The organism is Acidovorax carolinensis, assembly GCF_002157145.1.
Taxonomy (GTDB): domain Bacteria; phylum Pseudomonadota; class Gammaproteobacteria; order Burkholderiales; family Burkholderiaceae_C; genus Acidovorax; species Acidovorax carolinensis.
This window is the reverse complement of sequence record NZ_CP021361.1, coordinates 3,460,198-3,481,040: the sequence shown is the minus strand read 5'-3', so window position 1 is coordinate 3,481,040 and position 20,843 is coordinate 3,460,198. Positions and strand designations below refer to the sequence as shown.

The following is a 20,843-nucleotide window of genomic DNA, read 5'->3' as shown; positions in this document are numbered from 1 at the left end:
GGTCAGGCTCCCGGGGTGGCGCGCGGGTCGAAGCGGGGAAAGGCCTTGGCCATCGCGGTGTAGGCGGCGCGCTCGGCGTCGCTGTGGGCCGGCGGCAGGGCGACGCTCAGTTCCAAGTACAGGTCTCCTGGCGTGGCGGCCGGAATGCCCCGGCCCTTCAGGCGCAGCTTGCGCGCGGATTTCCAGTGTGCTGGCACGGTCACCTCCAGGGCGCCGGCGGGGGTGTGCACCTCGATGACGGCGCCCAGTTCGGCCTCCCAGGGGGCCACGGCCACGGGTTGGTAGACATCGCGGTCGATGGCGCGCCAGCGGGGGTCGGGTTTGAATTGCACCTCCAGGAACAGGTCGCCCGCAGGGGCGCCGCCCGTGCCGGGGCTGCCCTGGCCCGTCAGGCGGATGAGCTGCCCTTCGCGCACACCCTTGGGTATCTTGACCTGCAGGTTGCGTTGTTCGTGCACCATGCGGCCCGCGTCGTCGAGCCGGGCACCACGCAGCGTCAGGCTGCGCTCGGCGCCCTGGTAGGCGTCCAGCAGATCGAGCTCGATCCTGGCGTGGTGGTCGTTGCCGCGCGATGGCTGTGGTGTGCCACCCCATTCGGCATCCCTTGGCGCTTCACGGTAATGGCTTTGGGCACGCTGGGCGCGCGCATGGCGGCCAAACAGCTGCTCGAAGAAGTCACTGAATTCGCCGTCGGGCCCACCGGCTGTGCCGGCCCCGTCGGAGAACTCGAAGCCGGCGTCCCAGTTGGGTGGCGGGCGGAAATCCTGCCCCGGGCGGTGTGGCGCCTGGCGGCCCAGCGCGTCGTAGGCTTCGCGCTTTTCGGGATCGGAGAGCACGGCGTTGGCCTCGTTCACCTCGGCCATGCGGGCTGCGGCGTCGGCTTCCTTGCTCACGTCGGGGTGGTATTTGCGCGCCAGCTTGCGGTAGGCCTTCTTGATGTCATCGGCAGTGGCCGTCTTGCTGACACCCAGTACCTGGTAATAGTCCTTGAATTCCATGCGGCGTTTCCTTCGCGGTGGGGCTGCGCGGGGCAGTTGCTGGGGCTACTGTATGCCCCGGGCCAGCGCCATGGCAATCCGGGGCGCTAGCCGCAGGCGCCATGCACCCTTGGAAATTCAAAAAAGATAGCTGCAACCGCTTGTCAGGTAATGGTTAGCGGTATTTTTGTTTCAAATTTTGCACGACGGGTGGCAAAAAAGGCTTTGACGTTGCGCACATTGGCATCGGCCGTGAACAGGCGCTGCGATAGCGCCAGGTAGCCCGGCATGTCGCGCGTGTGCACCACCAGCATGAAATCCGGCCCCGGCGACACGCGCCAGCACTGCTGCACGCAGTCGTCGGCCACGGCGCGGGCCTCGAACGCATCCAGCCATTCAGCACCCTGGCGGTCCAGCGTCACCTCCACAATGGCCGACAGCCCGTGGCCCTGCAGCGCCGCCAGCCGGTCGGGTTGCAGCAGGGCAACCTGGCGCTCGATCAGCCCGGAATCGTGCAGGCGCTTGACCCGCCGCAGGCAGGTGGGCGGCGACACATGCACCTGCTGCGCCAAAGACTGGTTGCTCTGCGCGGCGTCGGTTTGCAGGATGTTGAGCAGTTGCAGGTCGGTGGCGTCGAGTGATATTTGTTCCATATCTCAATTAAAAATGAACGTAAATTTCATTCGCTGCGATGCATGAAATTAAAGTTCAAATACAGCCAAATATCAATCGAATATTTTTCTCGATGCTGTCTACCATCGGCCCATCTCTTTCCAACTGAGGCAACCACCATGTGCGGCATCGTCGGCGCAGTCTCCACACGCAACATCGTTCCCATCCTCGTCCAGGGCCTGCAGCGGCTCGAATACCGGGGCTATGACTCGTGCGGCGTGGCCGTGCACACATCCAGCCCGAACGCGGCGCCCCATGGCACGCCGGACGCTGGACTGCGGCGCGCCCGCAGCACGGCGCGCGTGGCCGAGTTGCTGGCGCAGGTGCAGGCCGACCACCTGGAAGGCGCCACCGGCATTGCCCACACCCGCTGGGCTACGCACGGTGCGCCGGCGGTGCACAACGCCCACCCCCATTTCAGCCACGGCACGGGCAGCGACGCCGCTACAGGCCAGCAAGCCGAAAGCGACCCGGCGCGGCCGGGCCGCGTCGCCCTGGTGCACAACGGCATCATCGAAAACCACGAAGAGCTGCGTGCCACCCTGCAGGCGCGCGGCTATGTGTTTGTGAGCCAGACCGACACCGAAGTCATTGCGCACCTGGTGGACAGCCATTACAGCGGCGACCTGTTCGACGCCGTGCGGGCCGCCATCGCCGAGCTGCATGGCGCCTACGCCATTGCCGTGATCCACAAGGACGAACCCCATCGCGTGGTGGGCGCGCGTGCGGGCTCGCCGCTGATCCTGGGTGTGGGCCAGGATGCGAGCGAAGGGGCTTTGGCGTCCCGCGAGCATTTCCTGGCCAGCGACGCGATGGCCCTGGCCGGCGTCACCGACCAGATCGTGTACCTGGAAGAGGGCGACCTGGTGGACCTGCAACTGGGCCGCTACTGGATCGTGGGCAAAGACGGCACGGCGTTGACGCCGGCGCAACGCCCCGTGCGCACCGTGCAGGCGCACAGCGGCGCGGCCGAGCTGGGGCCCTATCGCCACTACATGCAAAAGGAAATCTTCGAGCAGCCGCGCGCCATTGCCGACACGCTCGAAGGCGTCGCGGGCATCGTGCCCGAGCTGTTTGACGGCGCTGGCCTGCATGGTGAGCCGGGCTCCGCCGCCTGGCGCGTTTTCAAGGAAATTGACAGCGTGCTCATCCTGGCCTGCGGCACCAGTTACTACAGCGGTTGCGCGGCCAAATACTGGCTGGAGGAAATCGCCGGCATTCCCACCCAGGTGGAAGTGGCCAGCGAATACCGCTACCGCACCAGCGTGCCCAACCCGCGCACCCTGGTGGTCACCATCAGCCAGTCGGGCGAAACCGCCGACACCCTTGCTGCACTGCGCCACGCGCAAAGCCTGGGCATGCAACACACGCTGACCATCTGCAACGTGGCCACCAGCGCCATGGTGCGCGAATGCAAGCTGGCCTATATCACCCGCGCGGGTGTCGAGATCGGCGTGGCCAGCACCAAGGCCTTCACCACGCAACTGGCAGGCCTGTTTTTGCTGACGCTCGCGCTGGCCCAATCCAAAGGCCGCCTGGGCGAAGAGCAGGAAGCCGCCCACCTCAAGGCTATGCGCCACCTGCCCGTGGCCCTGCAGGCCGTGCTGGCGCTGGAACCCCAAGTTATCAGCTGGGCCGAAGACTTTGCGCGCATGGAAAACGCTTTGTTCCTGGGCCGTGGGTTGCATTACCCCATCGCGCTCGAAGGCGCCCTCAAGCTCAAGGAAATCAGCTACATCCACGCTGAGGCCTACCCTGCGGGCGAGCTCAAGCACGGCCCCCTGGCCCTGGTGACCAGCGCCATGCCGGTGGTGACCGTGGCGCCCAACGACGCGCTGCTGGAAAAGCTCAAGAGCAACATGCAGGAAGTGCGCGCGCGCGGCGGCGTGCTGTATGTGCTGGCCGACGCCGACACCCACATCGAAAGCAGTGAGGGCATCCACGTCATCCGTATGCCCGAACACTACGGCCACCTCAGCCCGCTGCTGCATGTGGTGCCGCTGCAGCTGCTGGCGTATCACACGGCCTGTGCGCGGGGAACCGACGTGGACAAACCACGCAACCTGGCCAAGAGCGTGACGGTCGAGTGACCGGAGCGCGCTGGGGGCGGCGCTCCTCATCCCCTCTTATTCGAGGGTGAATCCGACTTTTATGGTGACTTGCCAGTGGGCGACCTTGCCCTCATGGATGTGGCCACGCGTTTCCACCACTTCAAACCACTGCATATTGCGGACGGTCTCGCTGGCCTTGGCGATGGCCGTGCTGACCGCATCTTCAATGCCAGAGGGCGAGGAGCCGGTGAGCTCCAGGGTCTTGTAGACGTGCTTGGACATGACATCTCCTGATAGTCGGCCAATTGGGTCGCCCGGCCTTGGGGCGAGGGCGAAGGGCAAACAAAGTATGGCCACATTCGATCCCGGTGTATAGGTCTCAGCCATGGGCAGTCGCGCCCGGTGGGGGCGTCAGTCGATGGATATCTCGAAATAGAGCCGACCAAGAAGCAGTCGCCGATGGCGAAGGGCCGTGCCGCACGCAGTGCGCGGAGATCAAGCAAAAGGAATTGCGGCAATTGGCACAGGGGCAGCACTCTCGTTCGCATAACGCTACTTGACGGACCGATCCTGTCGTGCGCCGAACGGCCCATACGCTCACCCACACGCGCGCCCATGTCGAGATAGCCGTGCGAAGTCAACAAACGGATGGCTTCACCGTAGATCACGGTCGATTGATCCTGCGAACCCTGCATACCAGTCGTCACAGCGGCCAGTGTCTGCCGCTTCCAGCGGTACTCAGGAGCGCACTGATCGCGCCGGATAAGTCACGACGGACTCCATCTTGGGCCGCTCGTCATCGTTGCCTGATTCATCAACCAAAGGCCGCGCAACCAATGAAGGGGGCTGCAACGCATTGTTGATTTCCGCTTCGATTCTGGCGATCCGCTCGCCGTACATCTTTGCCAGGGCCGAATGGTGCTCCGCAGCAGCCTGGTGTTCAACCCGCGCCACATTCGCTTCTTCCAGATACTCGCGGGACCGGCGGATGTGGGCGTCGCGGCGGTGCTCAAAGAGATGGAAACTCATGACTGACCTCCTCGGACAAGGTGGCTTCAGGATGACGCAAGCCAAAGCGGACTCGAAACCTGCCTTGGCTCTTGCGAATGCACATGATCCATCAAAATCCTGTGCGGTGTCCAGAGCGTCTGCAGCGGCGCTGCCGTTCAGTGATTTGAGCGCGTGTAGCGCTGACGCCGATTGGGTCACCAGAAGCTGCGCGTCCCGTGTCTCAGCTTCAATCTGCATCTGTGTTTCTGCACCAGCCGCAATGCGCGTTGCGGACCGAGTGGAAAAGCTTGTTGGACTTGATCCTGGCTCAAGCCCCTCAGCGTGTCGAGCCTCCATAAACCCGGCCAGATTCAAGCCGCAGTTTTTCTCGAAGGGCGCCGCAGATGAGCAGCGCCCAGATCGAACGCTGGATCAGAGCGTTGCGTCCTTGAGCTTCTTCAACGCGCGCGTCTTGATCTTCACCGATGCCGGCTTGGCGGGGAACCAGCGCTCTTCGCCCGTGAAGGGATCCTTGCCAAAACGCTTCTTCTTGGCGGGCACCTGCTGCAAGCCGATCTTCATCAGGCCGGGCAGGGTGAACTCGCCCGATCCCTTCTTGTGCACCGAACCGAGGATGGCGGTTTCCAGTGCGGCGAAAACTGCCTTGGCTGCCTTGGGCTCCACACCAGACTGCTCGACCAGATGGGCGATCAGCGTGGTCTTGTTGAAAACCGTCTTGATGGGCTTGACGGCGATCGCTACCGGTTTGGTGGCAACAGGTGCAACCTTCTTGGCGGCGGGAGCCGCTTTCGTAGTCTTCTTGACGGGCGTGGATGTCTTCTTTGCAGTTGCCATGGTGAATCTTTTTGGGTTTGGGAGTTGATATGCGCTGCCTGACGAATTCAGGCACGCGATGCGGATTCTAGGAGCAGTGTTGTGGCAGTTCCCGTGCCGCGTACTTGTCGGGACTCCCCTAAACTCGAATCTTTCACGGCGATGGCATCGCGCAGCATGCTGCGCCGGCATGACTTTTTTCAGGAGCTCCGATGTCCATTTCTCCCTCGACCCTGTTGGCCCTGCAAAAAGCCGGGGAGGGCTTGCACGCGGCCCGACAGGCATTCGCGCACGAAGTCCAGTCAAATGCCGGTCGTGTGGTTGGCATCGTTGCCAGCGAACCTTTCAGTGCCGAGGCCGATCGCGCCTTTACCCAACTGCGCGCTGCGGCTCGCATGGCGCATGAGCTGCAAAGCATCGAAGAACAACTCAAAACAATGTACGGGGCAGCGGCGGAAATGATGCAGCCCGAGACGCCAGTCATTGTTGCGTTGCCAGACCAGGCAAGCCGCTCTCGTGTCCATCACGGTGCGGAAAACTTTGACGACGCGCAAGATGTGGTCGTCAAGCCCGCGCCGCACCGGCAGTCGTCCAAGGCCAAACCACTGCGAAAGCGCACGAAGGAAGCGGCGAGCCAGCCTCAACGCCTGAGTTCAAACGACGAAAAGGTCCTGGCGCACCTGAAAAAGGTATTGGACCGTCGCAGTTGGGTGGCTTTGACCCAAGGGACTATTGCCCACGGTGCGGGAATACCACTGGGATCCGTCGGCTTGGCGATGAGGAGGCTGGTTGCTGCTGACGCTGTGCGAGAGCGGGGAAAAGGGAGTTATCGGCTGGCATAGCGCGGCACGCCACTGACTGGAATAGCTGGGTGCACAGCACATTGGCGAGGGCGACCAGATCATCGTCAGCCACATGGAACATCACGCCAACATCGCGCCCTGGCAGCAGCTCGCTGTCGCAAGGGCGCGAAGCTGCGCGTGATTCCTGTGGGCGCCTCCGGGCAGGTGCTGCTGGATGAATACAGCAAACTGCTGAACGATCGCACCAAGATCGTGGTCGTCACGCAGGTGTCCAATGCGTTGGGAATCCTGCGCCGCTTGGCGTGGAAACCACGGTGCGGCCATCGCTGGCGTTCTACAACACGTTCGACGAAATCGACTGCCTCACGACCGTGGTACGCAGGCTGGCGGTCCAGCGGCGCTGAAGGGTGGGACAAGCGCAGGTGCTCCAGTCTTGAGTGAGTACCTGCCTTCAGTTCCTGGTGCCACTCCGCTGGGCTCGTTCCGGTCTGATGTCTGACGCGGTGGTGCGGGCCATTGCACGGGTGAATCGTTCCAGCGGGCCGGCCTTGCGCCGCATGACTGCAAGGTCCCCGCTCGCGGTGAACCGCTTTTACACAGAACCCGTAATGCCCAGAAAGTGGTCCAGCATGTGGAAATGGTCTTCAAAGAACTCTTCTTCCAGTGCGGCCAGCTTTTCCACGGGAACCCATTCCACCTGCATGGCATCGTCATCGGCCCGCACGGCCGGAAACGGCGCATCGCCCAGGTCGAAGTAGTGTGCATGCGTGATCGTGCGTCCGCGCTGGCTGCGGTCCGGGTGGTCAAATACCGCCACCGACTGCAGGGCCGCGCGCATGCGGGCTTCGGCAAGCGTGCAATGGGTCTCTTCGGCCAACTCGCGCAGGCATGACTGCCACACCGTTTCGCGCTGCTCGATGAAGCCCCCCGGCACTGCCCGCTGGCCCTTGCCGGGTGCGTGGGCGCGGCGAATCAGCAGCACCTGGTTCTGGCAGCGAACCACGGCATCCACCGTGACGAACACCGGCGGGTAGGGGGCAGCAGACCAGGCCTCGCGGTAGCCGCGCAGCATGCGCCACTCTTCCTGCAGCGCAGGGTAATGGGCGGTTTGTGCAAAGCGCTCCAGAAAGCCCAGGGTGCTGTCGGGCATCTGGGTGGCGAGGTCGTCCAGACCTGCCCGCACGGTGCCCGGCGTGGCACCAAAGTAGGCATCGCGGATGGCCGTGGCATCGATGCGGCCCTGGCGGTCCACGTTGATCAGCTCCCAGCCTGGGAAGGCGCTCAGGTAGCTGCTGGTGGCATCCTTGAAGTGGCCCACGAGGCCGATACGGGCTGCTTCCGGTGCCATCTGGGCCACGCCCTTGCGCACGGCCCGCACCCACACGGCCTCGTCGTAGTAGTCGCGCATCGGCAGCATCTGCACGCGGGCCCGGTCGGGCCCGGTCAGGGCACCCAGCATCATGTCGGCGCGCTCATGGCAGGTGAACGGGTTCTTGGGCGAGCGTGCCTGCCAGGCCGACCCCATCACCACGATCACGCGGCGGGCGCTGGCGAGCGCACGCTGCAGCAAGGCCATGTGGCCGTTGTGGACGGGTTCAAAACGCCCGATGTAGATGGCGATGTCGTACATGGGTCTCCGGTCTCCTGGGGCGCAAGTGGGGATTCGCTTGTATCAAAAACAATAGCGCCTTGCGCTGGATTTTTCTGGGTTGCCTGTCACTTTTGGCTCCAGGGGACCAATATACAGGCGCAGGCTGCTCCTGTTGTAATAGCGCTGCTCGGGTGAGGGCGTTGGAGCGCTGCGGGGCGCTGCCATGACTCTGAGGGGTGTACTGCGCTGAGAGCGTGCAGCAGCACGCAGTGCTGCTGCCTTGTCCGTCTGTTGGCTGCGGCACGGGCCTTTCGGCCCCTCACACCGGTGTTGCCGATATGAGCCTGCGTTGACGCAGCGTCAAACTCGCTGCGCTCGGGGCCTTTACAGGCCCGCTGCCGCACGCAGTGCAGCAGCCTTGTCCGTCCGTTCCCAGCTGAACTCGGGTTCTTCACGGCCGAAGTGGCCATAGGCGGCCGTCTTTTCGTAAATGGGGCGCAGCAGGTCCAGCATCTGGATGATGCCTTTGGGGCGCAGGTCGAAGTGTTCCTTGACCAGCGCGGCGATGCGCTCGTCCGAAATCACGCCCGTGCCCTCGGTGTACACGGTGATGTTCATGGGTTCGGCCACGCCAATGGCGTAGGCCACCTGAATCTGGCACTGCTTGGCCAGGCCCGCCGCCACGATGTTCTTGGCCACGTAGCGTGCGGCGTAGGCGGCCGAGCGGTCCACCTTCGTTGGGTCCTTGCCACTGAAGGCGCCGCCGCCGTGGGGGCAGGCACCGCCGTAGGTGTCCACGATGATCTTGCGGCCGGTCAGGCCGCAGTCGCCCTGGGGGCCGCCAATGACGAATCGGCCGGTGGGGTTGATCAGGTAGCGCGTGTTCTGCAGCCACTCCTTGGGCAGCACGGGCTTGATGATCTCTTCGATGATGGCTTCGGTGAAGCTGGCCTTCATCTTGGTTTGCGTTTCGCTCTGGTCTGGGTGGTGCTGGGTGGACAGCACCACGGTGTCGATGCTGTGGGGCTTGCCGTCCACGTAGCGCATCGTCACTTGCGACTTGGCGTCTGGGCGCAGGAAGGGCAGGCGGCCGTCCTTGCGCAACTGGGCCTGGCGCTCGACCAAGCGGTGCGCATAGTAAATGGGCGCAGGCATCAGCTCAGGGGTTTCATCGCAGGCGTAGCCAAACATCAGGCCCTGGTCGCCGGCACCGGTGTTCAGGTGGTCGTCGCTCGCGTGGTCCACGCCCTGGGCGATGTCGTTCGATTGCTTGTCATAGGCCACGAGCACGGCGCAGCCCTTGTAGTCGATGCCGTAATCGGTGTTGTCATAGCCGATGCGCTTGATGGTGTCGCGCGCTATTTGAATGTAATCGGGCGTCTGGGCATCGGAGCGGATGCTGATTTCGCCTGCCAGCACCACGAGGCCGGTATTGGTCAGGGTTTCTGCCGCAACCCTGGCGCGCGGGTCTGCCTTGAGGATTGCATCGAGGATCGCATCCGAGATCTGGTCAGCCACCTTGTCGGGGTGGCCTTCGGAGACGGATTCCGAGGTAAAAAGAAAGTCGTTCGCCATTTGAATAAACTCCTGTGTTCCGGCATCTGGGGCGTTGCCCTCACCCCGAAGGAGCTTTGGCGAACGCTTTAGCAGATTTTTTTAACGTCGCCCTGCAAGTTGCTCATTTAACTCAGCGACCTGCCCATTTTAATGCCAGTTGTCTTTCGATTCTTTTCCGTATTTCCACTGTGGTTGCTGCATGTCATGGGTTCGGCGATGGGCTGGGTGGCGTTTTGCGCATCCCCTGCCTACCGGCGCCGGTTCCTGGCGAATTCGGCGCTGGCGGGTTATTCGTTTGGCGCGGTGCGCGCTGCAGTGGCCCATGCGGGCCGCATGGTGGCCGAGTTGCCGCGGCTGTGGCTGGGTGCGCCCTTGCCCTGCGGTATGTCGAACGAGGCCTGTGTGGAGCAGGCCTACGCTGCCGGGCGCGGCATTGTGTTTCTCACGCCCCACCTGGGTTGTTTCGAGCTGTCCGCGCAGATGGCGGCGCGGCATTGGAGCGCGGTGCATGGGCCCATCACGGTGCTCTACCGTCCGGCGCGCCAGCCCTGGCTGGCCACCGTGATGGCGACCGCACGCAATCGCCCCGGCATGCTGGCGGTGCCCACCACGCTGTCGGGCGTGCGCCAGATGATCAAGGCGCTGCGCCGCGGCGAGGCCGTGGGCCTGCTGCCCGACCAGGTGCCGCCCGAGGGGCAGGGAGTTTGGTCGCCTTTTTTTGGCCGCGATGCCTACACCATGACGCTGGCCGTGCGCCTGGCCCAGCAGACCGGTGCGGCCGTGGTGCTGGCGCGCTGCGAGCGCCTGTCCTGGGGCCGTGGTTTTGTCACCCACTTCGAAACCTTGCCCGCGCCGCTCGATGAGCGGCTGGAGGCTGCTGTCTTGCAAATCAACCAGGCCATGGAACATCTCATCCGCCAATGTCCCGAGCAATACCTGTGGGGCTATGCCCGCTACAAGCAGCCGCGAGCTGAAGCCGCTGCCGGGGGCGCCGCATGACGGGGCGCCTGGGTGTGTGGTTCATGCGGGTGCTGGCGCATGTGCCCTTGCCCGCGCTGCGGGCGCTGGGCTGGTGCCTGGGCCAGTTGGCGTACCTGCTGGCCGCGCCGCGCCGCAAGGTGGCCCTGCGCAATCTGGCGCTGTGTTTCCCCGATGTGTCCGCTGCGCAACGGCGCCGCTGGGCGCGTGAAACCTTTGTGGTGTTCAGCCAGACCTGGCTGGATCGCAGCTGGCTGTGGTTTGCCCCGCGCGAGGTGGTGCAGCGGCGCGTGCGCTTGCAGGGCGCGCTGGCTGAACTGGAGGGCGACACCCCCACCATCATCTTTGCCCCGCATTTCTATGGCATGGATGCCGGGGGCACGGCGCTCACGCTGCACACGCCGCGCGCGTTCACGTCCATCTTCTCCACGCATCCCGATCCGGCCGTGGATGCCTGGTTCATGGCGGGGCGCCAGCGCTTTGGCGATGTGCGCATGCTCAACCGGGCCGATGGCGTCAAGCCCATCATTTCCAACCTGCGCAAGGGCGGGCTGCTGTACCTGCTGCCCGACATGGACTTTGGCCGCAACGACTCGTTGTTCGTGCCGTTCTATGGCGTGCAGGCCGCCACCGTGCCATCGCTGCCCCGGTTTGCGCGGTTGGGGCGCGCCAAGGTGATCGCCATGGTCACCCGCCTCACGCCCACGGGCTATTGCGCCGAGATTTCGCCCGCCTGGCCCGGCTATCCCAGCGACGATGTCGCGGCCGACACGGCCCTCATGAACGCCAACCTGCAGCGCTACATCGATGTGTCGCCCGGGCAGTACTACTGGGTGCACAAGCGCTTCAAGACGCGGCCCGAAGGCGAGCCTTCAGTGTATTCCTGAAAATTTGAATCAAATTGGCGGCAAGCGCTTATCTAATAAGCGCCAGCAGCTATTGTTTTGATTGCAAAAACCGCTGCAATTCCATGGCCACGCGCTCGGGGTGCTCGTGCACGATCCAGTGCGATGCGCCTGCCATGCGGTGCAATTGCAGCTGCGGCACCCAGCCGGGCAGGCCGTCGAGCAGACCCGGCAGCAGGGCGGGGTCGTCCATGCCCCACAGCACCAGCGTGGGCACATCCACCGTCAGCATCGATTCGGGCAGGGTGATGGCCTGTGCGGCCGGGTCGCCCGCGCGCGGCGGGCGCAGCGGGCTGGCGCGGTAATAGTTGCAGGCGCCCGTCAGGCCGCGCTGCCACAGGGCGCGGTATTGCGCGCGCACGGCGGGGGTGAGCCAGTCGGGTGCTTTGCCATCACGGGTGTTGAAAAAGGCGAACAGGCGGCGAAAGTCGTCTTCGGCCAGCAGCGCCTCGGCATCGGGCCTGCACAGAAAGTGCATGTACTGGCTGGCCACCTGCTGCGCGGGGTTGTGCTGCAGCTCGCGCAAAAAGGCGCCCGGGTGCGGCGAATTGAAGATGGCCAGCCGCTTGAGCAACTGCGGCTGCTGGTTGGCTAGGTTCCAGGCCACCGCGCCGCCCCAGTCATGTGCCACCAGGCATTCCAAAGCGCCGCCGGGCATTCGGCGGCGATCAGCGCGACAAGATCCTGCACGAGGTATTTGGCGCGGTAGGCCGCCACGTCGTTGGGGCTGCTGGATGCGCCAAAGCCGCGCAGGTTGGGCGCCACGCAGCGGTAGCCGCCGTTTTCAGGGCGCGAAAAATGCAGCAGCAACGCGTCCCAGATGAAAGCGCCTTCCGGAAAGCCGTGCAGAAAAATCAGGGTGGGCCGGCCCGCCACGCCGCTCACGCGGCACTGCAGGGTGATGCCATGCGGCAGAGCCAAGTCTTGTGTAGAAATCATGGTGCTATGCATTCAGTAGCTTCTGCCGCTTGATGCATAAGCGCCAGCGCCTAGTTTGGCTGGGAATCCTCTGGGGTTTCGGGGGTGGGCTCGGGCGCTGCTTCTGAGGCCACAGTCGCCGGCAACACCGGGTGTGCCCATTGCCACAGCAGTTGCGCTACTTCGTCCACGCCCTGCTTCTTGAGGGCCGAGAACATCTTCACCTCGCCGCCGCCAGCCTGTAGTCGCGTAATCGACAGCACCTTGGCCTGCTCGGCGCGCGTGAGCTTGTCGGCCTTGGTCAGCACGATCAGGAATTTCAGGCCTTCCTCGACGCGCGGGCGCACCACTTCAAGGAGGGCCTCGTCCAGCTCGGTCAGGCCCAGGCGCGGGTCACACAGCAGCACGATGCCGGTGAGGCCGGGGCGGCTGACCAAGTAGTTCACCATCACCTGTTGCCAGCGCACCTTGTCCGAGCGCGACACGGCGGCATAGCCGTAACCGGGCAGGTCGGCCAGCACCGCGTCGGTCACGCCCTGCTTGCCCAGCGAGAACAAATTGATGTGCTGCGTTCGGCCGGGTTTCTTGGAGGCAAAGGCCAGCTGTTTTTGCTGCGTGAGCGTGTTGATGCAGGTGGATTTGCCCGCGTTGGAGCGGCCCACGAAGGCGATCTCGGGCACATCGATCGGGGGCAGATGGTGCAGTTGCGCAGCCGTGGTCAGAAACTTGGCGGTGTGCATCCAGCCCATGGCGATCTTGGCGTCAGGTGCGGGCGGAAGGGAGCCAGCAACTGGCGCGGAGGAGGGTGTCGTCATGGAAAGTTCGGATGCGTTGGAGCCTCATTGTAGAATCGCGTGGTTTTGCGGACCTAAATACAGACCCTCGATATGAAGTTGCTCGCCTCTATGCTGATGGCTGCCGCACTGGCAGCGCCCGCTTTCCCGGCCTTTTCTGCGGGCGAAACTCCTGCGGCGCCGACCAAGGCGGCCAAGCCCGACCTGGTCAAGGGCGAGGCCAGCTTCACCGCGGTGTGCGCTGCATGCCACGGTGCGGATGGCAATTCCGCCATTGCGGCCAACCCGAAGCTGGCGCAGCAGCACCCTGAATATCTGGTCAAGCAGTTGCAGGAATTCAAGTCCGGCAAGCGCAACAACGCCATCATGACGGGCTTTGCGTCGATGCTGACCGACGAGGATATGAAGAACATCGCCTACTGGGCGGCCTCCAAGCCCGCCAAGGCAGGTGCTGCTTCGGACAAGGCCCTGGTGGCCCTGGGCGAGCGCATCTACCGCGGTGGCATTGCGGACCGCCAGATTGCCGCCTGCGCGGGCTGCCACAGCCCCAACGGCGCTGGCATTCCGGCCCAATACCCGCGCCTGTCGGGCCAGCATGCCGACTACACGGCGTCGCAACTGAAGATGTTCCGCGACGGCTCGCGCGGCAACAGCAACCAGATGACCCAGGTCGCTGCCAAGCTCAACGACCGGGAAATCAAGGCAGTGGCCGACTATATTGCCGGCCTGCGCTGAGGTTTTTTGATCTTTCCGGCCCCGCCAGGCGGGAAGGCTGGAACCAACCGCCAATAACAAACCCCAAAACGGGCGGGCCCATCGTTCAGATGGCCCCGCCCTTTTTCTTTAGTGCCTGCGTTCACCCCCTCTCATGTCTGACACAACCCAAGGCGTTCAAGTCCGGTCTGGCCCCAGGCCCTGCGTGCAGGCATCGAGCTGCTGTCTTCCATGCGGTTTGCGATTTCGCTGCTGACGGTGATCTGCATTGCGTCGGTCATTGGCACGGTGCTCAAGCAGCACGAGCCTGCGGTGAACTACGTGAACCAGTTCGGCCCGTTCTGGGCGGAATTGTTTGCAGCCATCCAGCTCAATGCGGTGTACAGCGCATGGTGGTTCTTGCTGATTCTCGCCTTTCTGGTGGTCAGCACCTCTTTGTGCATTGCCCGCAACACCCCCAAAATTCTGGTGGATCTCAAGGTTTACAAGGAAAACATCCGCGAGCAAAGCCTCAAGGCCTTTCACCACAAGGCCGAGGCGCCATTGACCGAATCTGCCGAGGCCGCAGCGCGGCGCATCGGCAGCACCCTGGCCAGTGGCGGCTGGAAGGTGCGGCTGCAGCAGCGCGATTCGGTCAAGGGCTCTGGTTCTGGCTGGATGGTGGCGGCCAAGGCGGGAGCTGCCAACAAGATTGGTTATATCGCCGCGCACAGCGCCATCGTGCTCATCTGCCTGGGCGGTTTGTTCGACGGCGACCTGATCGTGCGGGCCCAGATGCTGCTGGGCGGCAAGACGCCCTATGCCGGCAGTGGCCTCATTTCCGAGGTGAAGCCTGAACACCGCCTGTCCGAGCGCAACCCCACGTTCCGCGGCAACCTGGTGGTGGCCGAGGGTACGCAGTCGAGCACCGCCATCCTGAGCCAGTCCGACGGCGTGCTGTTGCAGGAATTGCCCTTTGCCATCGAACTCAAGAAGTTCATCGTGGAGCATTACTCCACCGGCATGCCCAAGCTGTTCGCCAGCGAGATCATCATCCACGACAAGGAGACTGGCGCGAAAACGCCCGCCCGCATCGAGGTGAACCACCCCGCCAGCTATAAGGGGGTCGAGATCTACCAGTCGAGTTTTGACGATGGCGGCTCGCACCTGAAGCTGCGCGCCATGCCCATGGTGGCGGGGGCCAAGGCATTTGACATCGAAGGCACGGTGGGCGGATCCACCGAACTGGTCGGCAGCGGCGGTGCGACGGGTGGCGAGAAACTCACGCTCGAATTCACGGCCCTGCGCATCATCAATGTCGAGAACCTGGGCGGTGCTGGAACGGCGACAGGATCGGGCGTCGATGTGCGCAAGGTCGATCTGCGTGAGTCGGTGGAGTCGCGCCTGGGTGCCGCCAACAAGACCGTGAGCAAGAAGGAACTGCGCAATGTGGGCCCCAGCGTGAGCTACAAGCTGCGCGATGCGGCCGGCCAGGCGCGCGAGTTCCACAACTACATGCTGCCGGTGGACACCGGCGATGGAATGCCCGTGTTCCTGCTGGGGGTGCGCGAGAACCCCGCCGATCCGTTCCGTTACCTGCGTGTTCCTGCCGACGACCAGAGCTCCATGGACGGGTTCATGCGCCTTCATGCCGCGCTGGGTGACCCGGCGGCGCGTGAGCAGGCCGTGCGCCGGTATGTATCGCAGGCGGTGGAGGCGTCCCGCCCCGAACTGGCCGAGCAGCTGTCGCAATCCGCGTCGCGCGCACTGGCGCTGTTTGCCGGAAGCAATGGGCCCGAGGGCAAGAAGATTGGCGGCTTGCCGGCCATTTCCGACTTCATGGAAGCCAACGTGCCCGAGGCAGAACGCTCGCGTGCTGGCGAGGTGCTGGTGCGCATTCTCAACGGCGCCCTGTTCGAGCTGGCGCAGCTCACGCGCGAGCGTGCTGGCCTCAAACCCCTGGAACAGAGTGACCAGACACAGACGTTCATGACGCAGGCGGTGCTCTCGCTCAGTGATGCGCAGATCTACCCGGCGCCGCTGGTTTTTGAACTCAAGGACTTCACCCAGGTGCAGGCCAGTGTCTTTCAGGTGGCGCGAGCCCCTGGCAAGAACATTGTCTATCTGGGCTGTGCCTTGCTGATTCTGGGTGTTTTTGCCATGCTCTACGTGCGCGAGCGCCGCGTGTGGGTGTGGATCGCACCGCAGGGGGAGCAGTCGCACGCCCTGATGGCGCTGTCCACCAATCGCAAGACCATGGACGGCGACCGTGAGTTCGTCCAGCTCGCTGACAAACTGATCGGGGCTCGTCCCCACTGAGGCAACGCATGAATACCGCCACTACCACCACCATCTCTTTGAACGAGGGGTTCTTCTCCCGTCGCAACTGGTTCGACTGGCTGTTCGCCGCCATCGTGGCCGCGGGGGGGCTGTATGCCTTGCAACGCTATGGCAGCTACATGGACGTGTACGAGAAAGGCATTTTGCTGGCAGCCATTCCGTGCACCATCTGGCTGGGTTGGTTCTGGCGCCCGCTGCGGGTCTTGATGCTGGTGGTGGTGGCGCTGGCCCTGGTGGCCATCGGTCTGTACCAGCAGGATGGCGCGGGCAGCCTTGCGCGGGCCGAAAGCGTTTTCGGCCTCAAATACTTCCTGTCCAGCCAGTCGGCCATCTTGTGGATGAGCATGCTCTTTTTCATGAGCACGGCGTTTTACTGGATGGGCATGTTTGCGCGTGGCGAAGGCCACACCATGAGCCTGATTGGTTCACGCATTGCGTGGGTGGCTGTGGGTATGGCGCTGATTGGCACCCTGGTGCGCTGGTACGAAAGCTATCTCATCGGCAGCGATGTCGGCCACATCCCGGTGAGCAATCTCTACGAAGTGTTCGTGATGTTCTGCTGGATGACGGCGGCGTTCTACCTGTATTACGAACAGCAGTACGGCACGCGCGCTCTGGGCGGCTTCGTCATGCTGGTGGTCAGTGCCGCCGTAGGCTTTTTGCTCTGGTACACCGTGGTGCGCGAGGCGCACGAAATCCAGCCCCTGGTGCCTGCCCTCAAGAGCTGGTGGATGAAGCTGCATGTGCCCGCCAACTTCATCGGCTATGGCACCTTCGCGCTGGCGGCCATGGTGGCTTTTGCCTACCTGATCAAGCAACAGGCCAGCGAGACCCGCTGGTACAAGCTGGCGCCCCTGTGGCTGCTGGGCGTGGTGCTGTGCTTTGAGCCCGTGGTCTTTCGCCAGGCTGGTGGCGAGGCGGGCAGCAGCTACTGGATGGTGTATTTCGGTGTCTCCGCCCTCATCGTGGCGGGCATTCTGCTTGGCCGCAAGCGCATTGCGGCGCGCCTGCCGTCGTTCGAGATCCTAGACGATGTGATGTACAAGTCCATCGCCGTGGGCTTTGCGTTCTTCACCATTGCCACCGTGCTGGGCGCCCTGTGGGCCGCCGAGGCCTGGGGCGGCTACTGGAGCTGGGACCCCAAGGAAACCTGGGCGCTGATCGTCTGGCTCAATTACGCGGCCTGGCTGCACATGCGCCTCATGAAGGGCCTGCGCGGCACCGTGTCCGCCTGGTGGGCGCTGGTCGGGCTGGTGGTCACCACGTTCGCGTTTCTGGGCGTGAACATGTTTCTGAGCGGCCTGCACAGCTACGGCACGCTTTGATGGCGTGCTGGAGGTGCCGGGCTTGCGGCAGCAAGCCTGTGACCATTGCGTCTTGGGTGTAACCTGGGCGGTCCAGGGAACGAACTAGTCGTTGTCCTGCTCTACCGTACAGCTGTTTCCACCAGAGAATGACCGGAGCCACCCATGCTGATTCCATCGCGCGATTCGGGTTTCAACCACCCCCATTCCTCCGAAATCACCCCGCGCTCGGTCTACGAAGACCGTCGCCAGATGCTCAAGCTCATGGCGGGCGGCGCTGCGGGGGCCGCGTTGGCATCCTGGGCCGGTCGTGAAGCGCTCGCACAACAGGCTCCGCGTCCCGGCAAACTGGCCCCCCTCGCGGGCGCGAGGTCGGCAGTGCCGGGGGCTGTCTCAATGGAAAAGCTCACCGACTACAAGGATGCGAGCACCTACAACAACTTCTACGAATTCGGCACCGACAAGGCCGACCCCGCCCGCAATGCGCACACCCTGAAGACCACGCCCTGGACGGTGGAGGTGGAAGGCCTCGTCAAGAAGCCCGGCAAGTACGGCATCGAAGACCTGCTCAAGCTCAGCGCGCAGGAAGAGCGCATCTACCGCCTGCGCTGCGTGGAGGGCTGGTCCATGGTCATCCCCTGGGTGGGCTACTCGCTGGCGGAGCTGATCAGGCGTGTGGAACCGCAGGGTGGCGCCAGATATGTGGAATTCGTCACCCTGGCCGACAAGACAACCATGCCCTACGTGGGTTCGCGCGTGCTCGACTGGCCCTATGTGGAAGGCCTGCGCATGGACGAGGCCATGCACCCGCTCACCTTGCTGGCGTTTGGAATGTATGGGGAAGTGCTGCCCAACCAGAACGGTGCGCCGGTGCGCTTGGTGGTGCCATGGAAATACGGTTTCAAGAGCGCCAAGAGCATCGTCAAGATCCGTTTTGTGGAGAAAGAGCCGGGCACGGCCTGGAACAAGGCGGCCAAACAGGAATATGGGTTCTATTCCAACGTGAACCCCGACGTGGATCATCCGCGCTGGAGCCAGGCCACCGAGCGCCGTATTGGTGAAGACGGCCTGTTTGCCAAGAAGCGTAAGACACTGATATTCAACGGCTACGAGGCCCAGGTGGGGCAACTTTACGCCGGCATGGATCTCAAGAAGTTCTACTGACCCACGCGCCCGCTACTGACCTTCCGGCGAGGCGACCGGTCTGCTGTGCCATGAGAAAACACCTGCTTCATCCGGCGGCGAAACCCCTGCTGTTCGTGCTGTGTCTGCTGCCCCTGGCGTGGCTGACCTATGCGGCCGCCACCGACCGCCTGGGCGCGAACCCCGACGAAGCACTGATCCGCGCCACCGGCGACTGGACCTTGCGGGCCCTGTGTGTGGTGCTGGCCGTGACACCGCTGCGCGTGATGACCGCCAGCCCGCAACTGGCGCGCTTTCGGCGCATGCTGGGTCTGTTTGTGTTTTTCTATGCGCTGCTGCACCTGATGAGCTACAGCGGGTTCGACATGGGCTTTGACCTTGGCGAGATCGCCCGCGACATTGCCAAGCGGCCCTTCATCCTGGTGGGCTTCCTGGCGTTTTGCCTGCTTGTATTGCTGGCGGCAACCTCGTGTAACCGTGCCATCCGGGCATTGGGAGGGCGCCTCTGGCAGGCACTGCACCGGGCGGTGTATGGGGTGGCCGGACTGGCTATCCTGCATTTTTTCTGGATGCGCTCCGGCAAGAACGACTTTGCGGAAGTCGCAGTGTATGGCGCCATCCTCACGGCCCTGCTGGGATGGCGCCTGTGGCGGCGCATGGCCTTCAGGACCGCCCCGCCGGTGGGGCGCGGTAAAACCGCCACACCTTCCTGATTGCTATATTAAATATAGCATCTTGCGCTTTGCTGGTGAGCGATAGCACCGGTTTTGGGTCAAATTTGGTTGCTAGGCGTTGACCGCCCGCAGCGCCGGCCGCAGTTGCCGGCTCACCGGGTCGATGTGGGCGGTCGGAATCTGGTAGGCGCGGTCATCAAACAAGTCGATGCCGCACATGAGGTTTTCGATCCAGTCCAGAAAGTCATTGATGGCCTTCTTGCCCATGATGGGTGCGCCATGTTGAGGCACCAGCATGGCGATGTCCAGCTGGCGCGCCATGCGCACCCACAGCCGCAGGATCTTGTTGGACACCATGTAGCGGCGGTGAAAAGCCTCCATGCGCGGGATATGCGGCGCCAGATCGGTGACCGGAATGCGCGCCTCGGCCCCCGACATCATCGACACCCCCAGATCGCCGGTGAACAGGATGCGGCTGACCGGGTCGTAGAAATGGAAGTTGCCCTCGGAGTGCATGAAGTGCGCTGGCAACAGCACCAGTTCGTGGCGCCCCAGTGGCAGATGTCCGCCACTGTCCGGCACGCCGATCACCCGGTTTTCGGTCTTGCCCACCTTGGTGAAGTGGGGGGCAAACCGCTCCCACACTCGAGAAATCACCAGCGACGCCTTGGTGCTGGTCATCCAGCGGTCGAGCGAGGCGATGATGTCTGGATCGGCGTGCGACGCGATGACATACGACAGCTTGCCGGGCGCGAAATGTTTGGACATGCCCATGAACAGTTCATTGAAGGCAAGGTTGCCACCCGGGTCGATGATGGCGCCGGTGTCGTCGTCAACGATCAGGAACTGGTTGGCTTGAACCGCTTGCCCGTCCTCCTCGATGAGGTCGGTGAACATGAGGCAGGCGTGATTCTTGTCGCGATAGAGTTCCAGGGGCATGTCGGTGCTGTGGTGCAATAAAGCGCAGACTGTACGATTACCCCTGCAATTTGTGCTTGATAAAAATCAAGCCTACCGTCCTTCCCATCGTTGATTTTTGCGCAATGGCCGCAGGCCGAACACCATCAGCGCGGCACCGACGCGGGAGAAGTGGGGGTGGATGCCGGCGTAGTCATCAGCACGGGGGAAAGGGTTTCAGGCAGTGTTGCCCGTTGCCTGGCCTCGGGCGCCCCGGGGAGATACAGAGGGCCGCGCTGGCCGCAGCCTACCAATGCCGCCGTGCTCGCAGCAAGGGCAATGGTCCTGACTAGAATTTGGGGAGCTCTCAACATGCGTAAATTGTAATGACCGACCTTGAATTTCTGGACCAGGCTGAAAAACTGTTGCTCGCGGTGGAGCGCAACTGCGATCGCATCAATGACACGGGCGATGCAGATGTGGATAGCCAGCGCACCGGCGGCATGGTGACCCTGACATTTCCGAACCGCAGCCAGATCATCATCAATCTGCAAAAACCTCTGCATGAGGTCTGGATGGCGGCCAAATCGGGTGGCTACCACTACCGGTTTGACGGGGCAGTCTGGCAAGACACCAAAGGTGCCGGTGAATTCTTTGACCGCCTGAGCCAGGATGCGGCGCAGCAGTCTGGTACACCGCTTCGATTCAAAGCTTGAAAAGGC

Annotated in this window: 19 protein-coding genes and 3 pseudogenes; 11 read left to right on the top strand and 11 right to left on the bottom strand. The window is 63.4% G+C overall.

Translation table 11 applies throughout. The features are described from left to right. Nucleotides 1-2 precede the first annotated feature (2 nt). Together CBP34_RS16350 and CBP34_RS16345 are read right to left on the bottom strand one after the other, a co-directional pair. Nucleotides 3-998 carry a DnaJ C-terminal domain-containing protein gene (locus CBP34_RS16350; protein ID WP_094098650.1) on the bottom strand — a complete coding sequence of 332 codons (996 nt, stop codon included), beginning with the start codon at nt 996-998 and terminating at the stop codon, nt 3-5. A gap of 143 nt (nt 999-1,141) precedes the next feature. Further along, the gene (locus CBP34_RS16345) at nt 1,142-1,630 is read right to left on the bottom strand and encodes an Lrp/AsnC family transcriptional regulator (RefSeq protein WP_086928095.1); all 489 of its coding nucleotides are present in this window, start codon (nt 1,628-1,630) and stop codon (nt 1,142-1,144) included. Nucleotides 1,631-1,768: 138 nt separating this feature from the next. Here CBP34_RS16345 and glmS point away from each other — a divergent pair, with 138 nt between their 5' ends. Further along, complete coding sequence (glmS, locus tag CBP34_RS16340; RefSeq protein WP_094098649.1) at nt 1,769-3,739, top strand: glutamine--fructose-6-phosphate transaminase (isomerizing); 1,971 nt, start codon at nt 1,769-1,771, stop codon at nt 3,737-3,739. 36 nt (nt 3,740-3,775) lie between these two features. Here glmS and CBP34_RS16335 read toward each other — a convergent pair whose 3' ends face one another. The 3 genes from CBP34_RS16335 to CBP34_RS16325 form a co-directional block, all read right to left on the bottom strand. After that, nucleotides 3,776-3,982: a dodecin gene (locus CBP34_RS16335; RefSeq protein ID WP_086913325.1), complete on the bottom strand. Its 207-nt coding sequence runs from the start codon at nt 3,980-3,982 to the stop codon at nt 3,776-3,778. A gap of 456 nt (nt 3,983-4,438) precedes the next feature. Next, nucleotides 4,439-4,729, bottom strand: coding sequence for a hypothetical protein (locus tag CBP34_RS16330; RefSeq protein WP_086928092.1), 291 nt, complete (start codon nt 4,727-4,729; stop codon nt 4,439-4,441). A gap of 393 nt (nt 4,730-5,122) precedes the next feature. Further along, nucleotides 5,123-5,545: an HU family DNA-binding protein gene (locus CBP34_RS16325; protein WP_094098648.1), complete on the bottom strand. Its 423-nt coding sequence runs from the start codon at nt 5,543-5,545 to the stop codon at nt 5,123-5,125. Nucleotides 5,546-5,736: 191 nt separating this feature from the next. Between CBP34_RS16325 and CBP34_RS16320 the strand changes: the two genes are divergently transcribed. Beyond that, nucleotides 5,737-6,366: a hypothetical protein gene (locus CBP34_RS16320; protein WP_094098647.1), complete on the top strand. Its 630-nt coding sequence runs from the start codon at nt 5,737-5,739 to the stop codon at nt 6,364-6,366. 28 nt (nt 6,367-6,394) lie between these two features. Then, nucleotides 6,395-6,612, top strand: a pseudogene (locus CBP34_RS16315) (aminotransferase class V-fold PLP-dependent enzyme); the annotation flags it as partial. A 307-nt stretch (nt 6,613-6,919) separates the two neighbouring features. Here CBP34_RS16315 and CBP34_RS16310 read toward each other — a convergent pair. Continuing rightward, nucleotides 6,920-7,957, bottom strand: coding sequence for a bifunctional nicotinamide-nucleotide adenylyltransferase/Nudix hydroxylase (locus tag CBP34_RS16310; RefSeq protein ID WP_094098646.1), 1,038 nt, complete (start codon nt 7,955-7,957; stop codon nt 6,920-6,922). A 345-nt stretch (nt 7,958-8,302) separates the two neighbouring features. After that, the gene (gene metK, locus CBP34_RS16305; protein ID WP_094098645.1) at nt 8,303-9,493 is read right to left on the bottom strand and encodes a methionine adenosyltransferase; all 1,191 of its coding nucleotides are present in this window, start codon (nt 9,491-9,493) and stop codon (nt 8,303-8,305) included. A gap of 132 nt (nt 9,494-9,625) precedes the next feature. Between metK and CBP34_RS16300 the strand changes: the two genes are divergently transcribed. Both CBP34_RS16300 and CBP34_RS16295 read left to right on the top strand, forming a co-directional pair. After that, entirely contained in the window at nt 9,626-10,474 is an 849-nt protein-coding gene (locus tag CBP34_RS16300) for a lysophospholipid acyltransferase family protein (RefSeq protein WP_094098644.1), read from the top strand. Further along, a complete protein-coding gene (locus CBP34_RS16295) occupies nt 10,471-11,340 on the top strand; it encodes a lysophospholipid acyltransferase family protein (protein WP_094098643.1) in 870 nt (289 codons plus the stop codon). The genes CBP34_RS16300 and CBP34_RS16295 overlap by 4 nt, the downstream gene beginning before the upstream one ends. Nucleotides 11,341-11,389: 49 nt before the next feature. Here the strand turns inward: CBP34_RS16295 and CBP34_RS16290 are convergent. Both CBP34_RS16290 and yihA read right to left on the bottom strand, forming a co-directional pair. Then, nucleotides 11,390-12,297 (bottom strand): annotated as a pseudogene (locus CBP34_RS16290) (alpha/beta fold hydrolase). Nucleotides 12,298-12,347: 50 nt separating this feature from the next. Then, nucleotides 12,348-13,091 (bottom strand): ribosome biogenesis GTP-binding protein YihA/YsxC, encoded by a 744-nt coding sequence (gene yihA / locus CBP34_RS16285; protein WP_094098642.1) that lies wholly within the window; start codon nt 13,089-13,091, stop codon nt 12,348-12,350. Nucleotides 13,092-13,163: 72 nt separating this feature from the next. Here yihA and CBP34_RS16280 point away from each other — a divergent pair, with 72 nt between their 5' ends. From CBP34_RS16280 to CBP34_RS16260, 5 genes and pseudogenes are all read left to right on the top strand, one after another. Then, nucleotides 13,164-13,805, top strand: coding sequence for a c-type cytochrome (locus CBP34_RS16280; RefSeq protein WP_086913315.1), 642 nt, complete (start codon nt 13,164-13,166; stop codon nt 13,803-13,805). Nucleotides 13,806-13,938: 133 nt separating this feature from the next. Continuing rightward, nucleotides 13,939-16,082 (top strand): annotated as a pseudogene (locus tag CBP34_RS16275) (cytochrome c biogenesis protein ResB). A gap of 8 nt (nt 16,083-16,090) precedes the next feature. After that, nucleotides 16,091-17,428, top strand: a complete 1,338-nt coding sequence (gene ccsB / locus CBP34_RS16270) for a c-type cytochrome biogenesis protein CcsB (RefSeq protein ID WP_094098640.1) — start codon at nt 16,091-16,093, stop codon at nt 17,426-17,428. Nucleotides 17,429-17,572: 144 nt separating this feature from the next. Continuing rightward, the gene (gene msrP, locus CBP34_RS16265) at nt 17,573-18,571 is read left to right on the top strand and encodes a protein-methionine-sulfoxide reductase catalytic subunit MsrP (RefSeq protein WP_094098639.1); all 999 of its coding nucleotides are present in this window, start codon (nt 17,573-17,575) and stop codon (nt 18,569-18,571) included. A gap of 50 nt (nt 18,572-18,621) precedes the next feature. Next, nucleotides 18,622-19,263 carry a protein-methionine-sulfoxide reductase heme-binding subunit MsrQ gene (locus CBP34_RS16260; protein ID WP_094098638.1) on the top strand — a complete coding sequence of 214 codons (642 nt, stop codon included), beginning with the start codon at nt 18,622-18,624 and terminating at the stop codon, nt 19,261-19,263. Nucleotides 19,264-19,335: 72 nt separating this feature from the next. Here the strand turns inward: CBP34_RS16260 and CBP34_RS16255 are convergent, their stop codons facing one another. Both CBP34_RS16255 and lptM read right to left on the bottom strand, forming a co-directional pair. Continuing rightward, a complete protein-coding gene (locus CBP34_RS16255; RefSeq protein ID WP_094098637.1) occupies nt 19,336-20,163 on the bottom strand; it encodes an oxygen-binding di-iron domain-containing protein in 828 nt (275 codons plus the stop codon). Nucleotides 20,164-20,288: 125 nt separating this feature from the next. Next, nucleotides 20,289-20,495: an LPS translocon maturation chaperone LptM gene (gene lptM, locus CBP34_RS16250; protein WP_086928082.1), complete on the bottom strand. Its 207-nt coding sequence runs from the start codon at nt 20,493-20,495 to the stop codon at nt 20,289-20,291. A 12-nt stretch (nt 20,496-20,507) separates the two neighbouring features. Here lptM and cyaY point away from each other — a divergent pair, with 12 nt between their 5' ends. Continuing rightward, nucleotides 20,508-20,837, top strand: coding sequence for an iron donor protein CyaY (cyaY, locus tag CBP34_RS16245; RefSeq protein WP_086913308.1), 330 nt, complete (start codon nt 20,508-20,510; stop codon nt 20,835-20,837). Nucleotides 20,838-20,843 lie beyond the last annotated feature (6 nt).